The sequence below is a fragment of the Streptomyces sp. NPDC002130 genome (genome assembly GCF_040296465.1).
In the GTDB taxonomy this organism is placed as follows: domain Bacteria; phylum Actinomycetota; class Actinomycetes; order Streptomycetales; family Streptomycetaceae; genus Streptomyces.
Genome location: NZ_JBEOXI010000445.1, coordinates 1 through 3,875 on the forward strand (window position 1 = coordinate 1; position 3,875 = coordinate 3,875).

A 3,875-nucleotide genomic window follows, 5' to 3' on the forward strand; every position below is an offset into this window, starting at 1 on the left:
GGCCTGTCAAGCCGCCCGCCCCCGCGGAGGGGAGCCCACACCGGGGCACTTGGTGGCGCCCGGCGCCAACTACGAGGCCTTGCGCTCCTCTTCACGCACCCGGTCCGCGACCTGCTGCGGCATCGGTTCGTGCCGCACGTACCGGCGGCTGAACCCCGCCGTGCCGTGCGCCATCGACCGCAGGTCGATCGCGTACCGGCCGATCTCGATCTCGGGCACCTCGGCCCTGATCAGGGTGCGCCCGCCGGGTGTCTGCTCGGTGCCGAGCACCCGCCCGCGCCGCCCCGACAGGTCGCTCATCACGGCGCCCACGAAGTCGTCGCCGACCAGCACCGACACCTCGGCCACCGGCTCCAGCAAATGGATCCTCGCGTCGGCCGCGGCCTCCCGCAGCGCCAGTGCTCCGGCCGTCTGGAACGCGGCGTCGGAGGAGTCCACCGAGTGCGCCTTGCCGTCCAGGAGGGTCACCCGTACGTCGATGAGCGGGTACCCGGCCGCCACTCCTCTGGCCGCCTGGGCCCGTACGCCCTTCTCCACCGACGGGATGAACTGCCGGGGCACCGCGCCGCCCACGACCTTGTCGACGAACTCGATGCCGGACCCGCCGGGCAGCGGCTCGACCTCGATCTCGCAGATCGCGAACTGCCCGTGCCCGCCGGACTGCTTGACGTGCCTGCCCCGGCCGGCCGACTTGGTCGCGAACGTCTCGCGCAGGGACACCCGGTGCGGTACGACGTCGACCTGGACGCCGTACCGGCTGCGCAGCCGCTCCAGGGCGACGTCGGCGTGCGCCTCGCCCAGGCACCACAGCACCACCTGGTGGGTGTCCTGGTTCTGTTCGAGCCGCATCGTCGGGTCCTCGGCCACCAGCCGGGACAGGCCCTGGGAGAGCTTGTCCTCGTCCGGTTTGCTGTGCGCCTGGATGGCCAGCGGCAGCAGCGGGTCGGGCATCTGCCACGGCTCCATGAGCAGCGGGTCGTCCTTGGCGGACAGGGTGTCCCCAGTCTCGGCGCGGCTCAGCTTCGCCACGCAGGCCAGGTCACCCGCGATGACGTGCGACACCGGGCGCTGCTGCTTGCCGAACGGCGTGGACAGGGCGCCGATCCGCTCGTCGACGTCGTGGTCCTCGTGCCCCCGGTCGGCCAGCCCGTGCCCGGAGACGTGGACCGTCTGGTCGGCGCGCAGGGTGCCGGAGAACAGCCGGATCAGCGACAGCCGGCCCACGTACGGGTCCGAGGACGTCTTCACGACCTCCGCGACGAGCGGAGCGTCCGGGTCGCACGGCTTCAGCTCGCGCGGCTTGCCGTCGACGGTCGTGACCTGCACCGTCTCGTGCTCCAGCGGCGTCGGGAAGCCCCGGGTGATCAGCTCCAGCAGTTCCACGGTGCCGAGCCCCTGCCGGGCGCCCTCACCCGCGGGGGCGGCGGCCAGGACGGGGAAGAAGACGCCCCGCGCGACGGCCCGCTCCAGATCGTCGATGAGCGTCTTGACGTCGATCGGCTCCCCGCCGAGGTAGCGGTCCATGAGGGTCTCGTCCTCGCTCTCGGAGATGATCCCCTCGATGAGCCGGTTGCGGGCCTCCTCGATCAGTGGCAGCTGGTCCTCGCCGGGCTCGGAGTCCTTGCGCTCGCCCGTCGAATAGTCGAACAGCTTCTGCGACAGCAGCCCGATCAGCCCGGTCACGGGCGCGTGCCCGTCGTGGGCCTCGGGGCCGTGCAGCGGCAGGTAGAGCGGCAGGACCGCGTCGGGGTCGTCCGCGCCGAAGGCCTCCGCGCAGGCCCGGGTCATCTCCTCGAAGTCGGAACGTGCCGACTCCAGGTGCGTGACGACGATGGCCCGGGGCATGCCCACGGCCGCGCACTCCTCCCACACCATGCGGGTCGTGCCGTCCACGCCGTCCGACGCCGAGACGACGAAGAGGGCCGCGTCCGCCGCGCGCAGACCGGCCCTGAGCTCACCGACGAAGTCGGCGTATCCGGGGGTGTCGAGGAGATTGACCTTGATGCCGTCCCACTCGACGGGCACCAGGGAGAGCTGCACCGAGCGCTGCTGCCGGTGCTCGATGTCGTCGTAGTCGGAGACGGTGCCGCCGTCCTCCACACGGCCCGCCCGGTTCACCGCCCCCGCCGTGAGTGCGAGGGCCTCCACCAACGTGGTCTTGCCCGATCCGGAGTGGCCGACCAGCACCACATTCCGTACGGACTGAGGTTGGTCGGCCGCTTGTGCCCTGCCGGCGGCCCCAGGGTGTGTCTGTGCCTTGTCGCCCATGATTCTGCCTCCCGTGCACGGTGAGGTCACTGGGGGCGCGGACACGCGGAACCCGCGTCGCGTGCGGTGCGGCTCCGGCGACGCCCGCGGTCATTCGACCTTCCCACTCCCGTCACGGCGCGTCCATACGAACGACGTGATCCCGCCGCACACCAGTGGCGCACCGGTTCCCCCGAAAGGGGTCCGGGTGCCCGCCCCTCGCCCACGCGCGCGCGTGACTACGATGGGCCAGCCGGTGGCCAGCAGGGGCCAGACGGCGACACCGACCCTCGGGAAGGCCATGCTGAACAAGTACGCGCGTGCATTCTTCACGCGTGTCCTCACACCGTTCGCCGCGTTTCTGATCCGGCGGGGCGTGAGCCCCGACACCGTCACGCTCATCGGCACCGCCGGTGTGGTCGCGGGCGCGCTGGTCTTCTACCCCATGGGCGAGTTCTTCTGGGGCACGGTCGTGATCACGCTGTTCGTGTTCTCCGACCTCGTCGACGGCAACATGGCCCGTCAGCTCGGCCGCTCCAGCCGCTGGGGCGCCTTCCTGGACTCCACGCTCGACCGGGTCGCCGACGGCGCGATCTTCGGCGGCTTCATCCTCTGGTACGCCGGCGGGGGCGACGACCTCGTCCTGTGCGCCGTCTCGATCTTCTGCCTGGCCAGCGGGCAGGTGGTGTCGTACACCAAGGCCCGGGGCGAGTCGATCGGCCTGCCGGTGGCTGTCAACGGGCTGGTCGAGCGGGCCGAGCGGCTGGTGATCTCCCTGGTCGCGGCGGGGCTCTCGGGCCTGCACAAGTTCGGTGTGCCCGGCATCGAGTACCTGCTGCCCGTCGCCCTGTGGATCGTCGCCGTGGGCAGCCTCGTCACGCTGATCCAGCGGGTCGTCACGGTCCGCCGGGAGTCCGCCGAGGCCGAGGCCGCGGCGGCCACGCCGGACGGCCAGGACAATGGGGACGAGCAGCAGAACGCCTCTCACGGGAGCGAGGCGGCCACGTGAGCGCTCAGGACCGGCTGACGGACGCGCTGTACGGCCTCGGCTGGGGCACGGTCAAGAAGCTCCCCGAGCCGGTCGCCGCACGGCTCGGCCGGACCATCGCCGACCTGGCCTGGAAGCAGCGCGGCAAGGGCGTGCAGCGTCTGGAGAGCAACTACGCGCGCGTGGTGCCCGGCGCGAGCCCCGAGCGCCTCGCCGAGCTGTCCCGCGCCGGCATGCGCTCCTACCTGCGCTACTGGATGGAGTCCTTCCGCCTCCCCGCCTGGAGCGAGGAGCGGATCAAGGGCGGTTTCGAGGCGAAGGACCTGCACCACCTCACCGAGGGCATGGCCGCCGGCAAGGGCGTCGTACTCGCCCTTCCGCACCTCGCCAACTGGGACCTCGCCGGCGCCTGGGTCACCACCCGGCTCGGCATCCCCTTCACCACGGTCGCCGAGCGCCTGAAGCCCGAGACGCTCTACGACCGGTTCGTCGCCTACCGCGAGGGCCTCGGCATGGAGGTCCTGCCGCACAGCGGCGGCACCGCCTTCGGCACCCTGGCCCGCCGGCTGCGCGACGGCGGCCTGGTCTGCCTGGTCGCCGACCGCGACCTGTCCGCCTCCGGCGTCGAGGTGGACTTCTT

General features: G+C 72.0%; 3 protein-coding genes. 2 read left to right on the forward strand and 1 reads right to left on the reverse strand.

Annotated features, from left to right (window positions below; translation table 11 throughout):
• Nucleotides 1-69: 69 nt before the first annotated feature.
• Nucleotides 70-2,268 carry an elongation factor G-like protein EF-G2 gene (locus ABT116_RS40640; protein ID WP_351645113.1) on the reverse strand — a complete coding sequence of 733 codons (2,199 nt, stop codon included), beginning with the start codon at nt 2,266-2,268 and terminating at the stop codon, nt 70-72.
• Nucleotides 2,269-2,491: 223 nt separating this feature from the next.
• Here ABT116_RS40640 and pgsA point away from each other — a divergent pair, with 223 nt between their 5' ends.
• Nucleotides 2,492-3,256 (forward strand): phosphatidylinositol phosphate synthase, encoded by a 765-nt coding sequence (gene pgsA / locus ABT116_RS40645; protein ID WP_351645119.1) that lies wholly within the window; start codon nt 2,492-2,494, stop codon nt 3,254-3,256.
• Nucleotides 3,253-3,875: phosphatidylinositol mannoside acyltransferase (locus ABT116_RS40650; RefSeq protein ID WP_351645115.1), on the forward strand; the 623-nt coding region annotated here is incomplete at its 3' end. The genes pgsA and ABT116_RS40650, both read left to right, overlap by 4 nt.

What these genes read in the sequence shown, in the direction of transcription:
- ABT116_RS40640 (WP_351645113.1), bottom strand. Translation starts at nt 2,268, where the DNA reads ATGGGCGACAAGGCACAGACACACCCTGGGGCCGCCGGCAGGGCACAA.
- pgsA (WP_351645119.1), top strand. Translation starts at nt 2,492, where the DNA reads ATGGGCCAGCCGGTGGCCAGCAGGGGCCAGACGGCGACACCGACCCTC.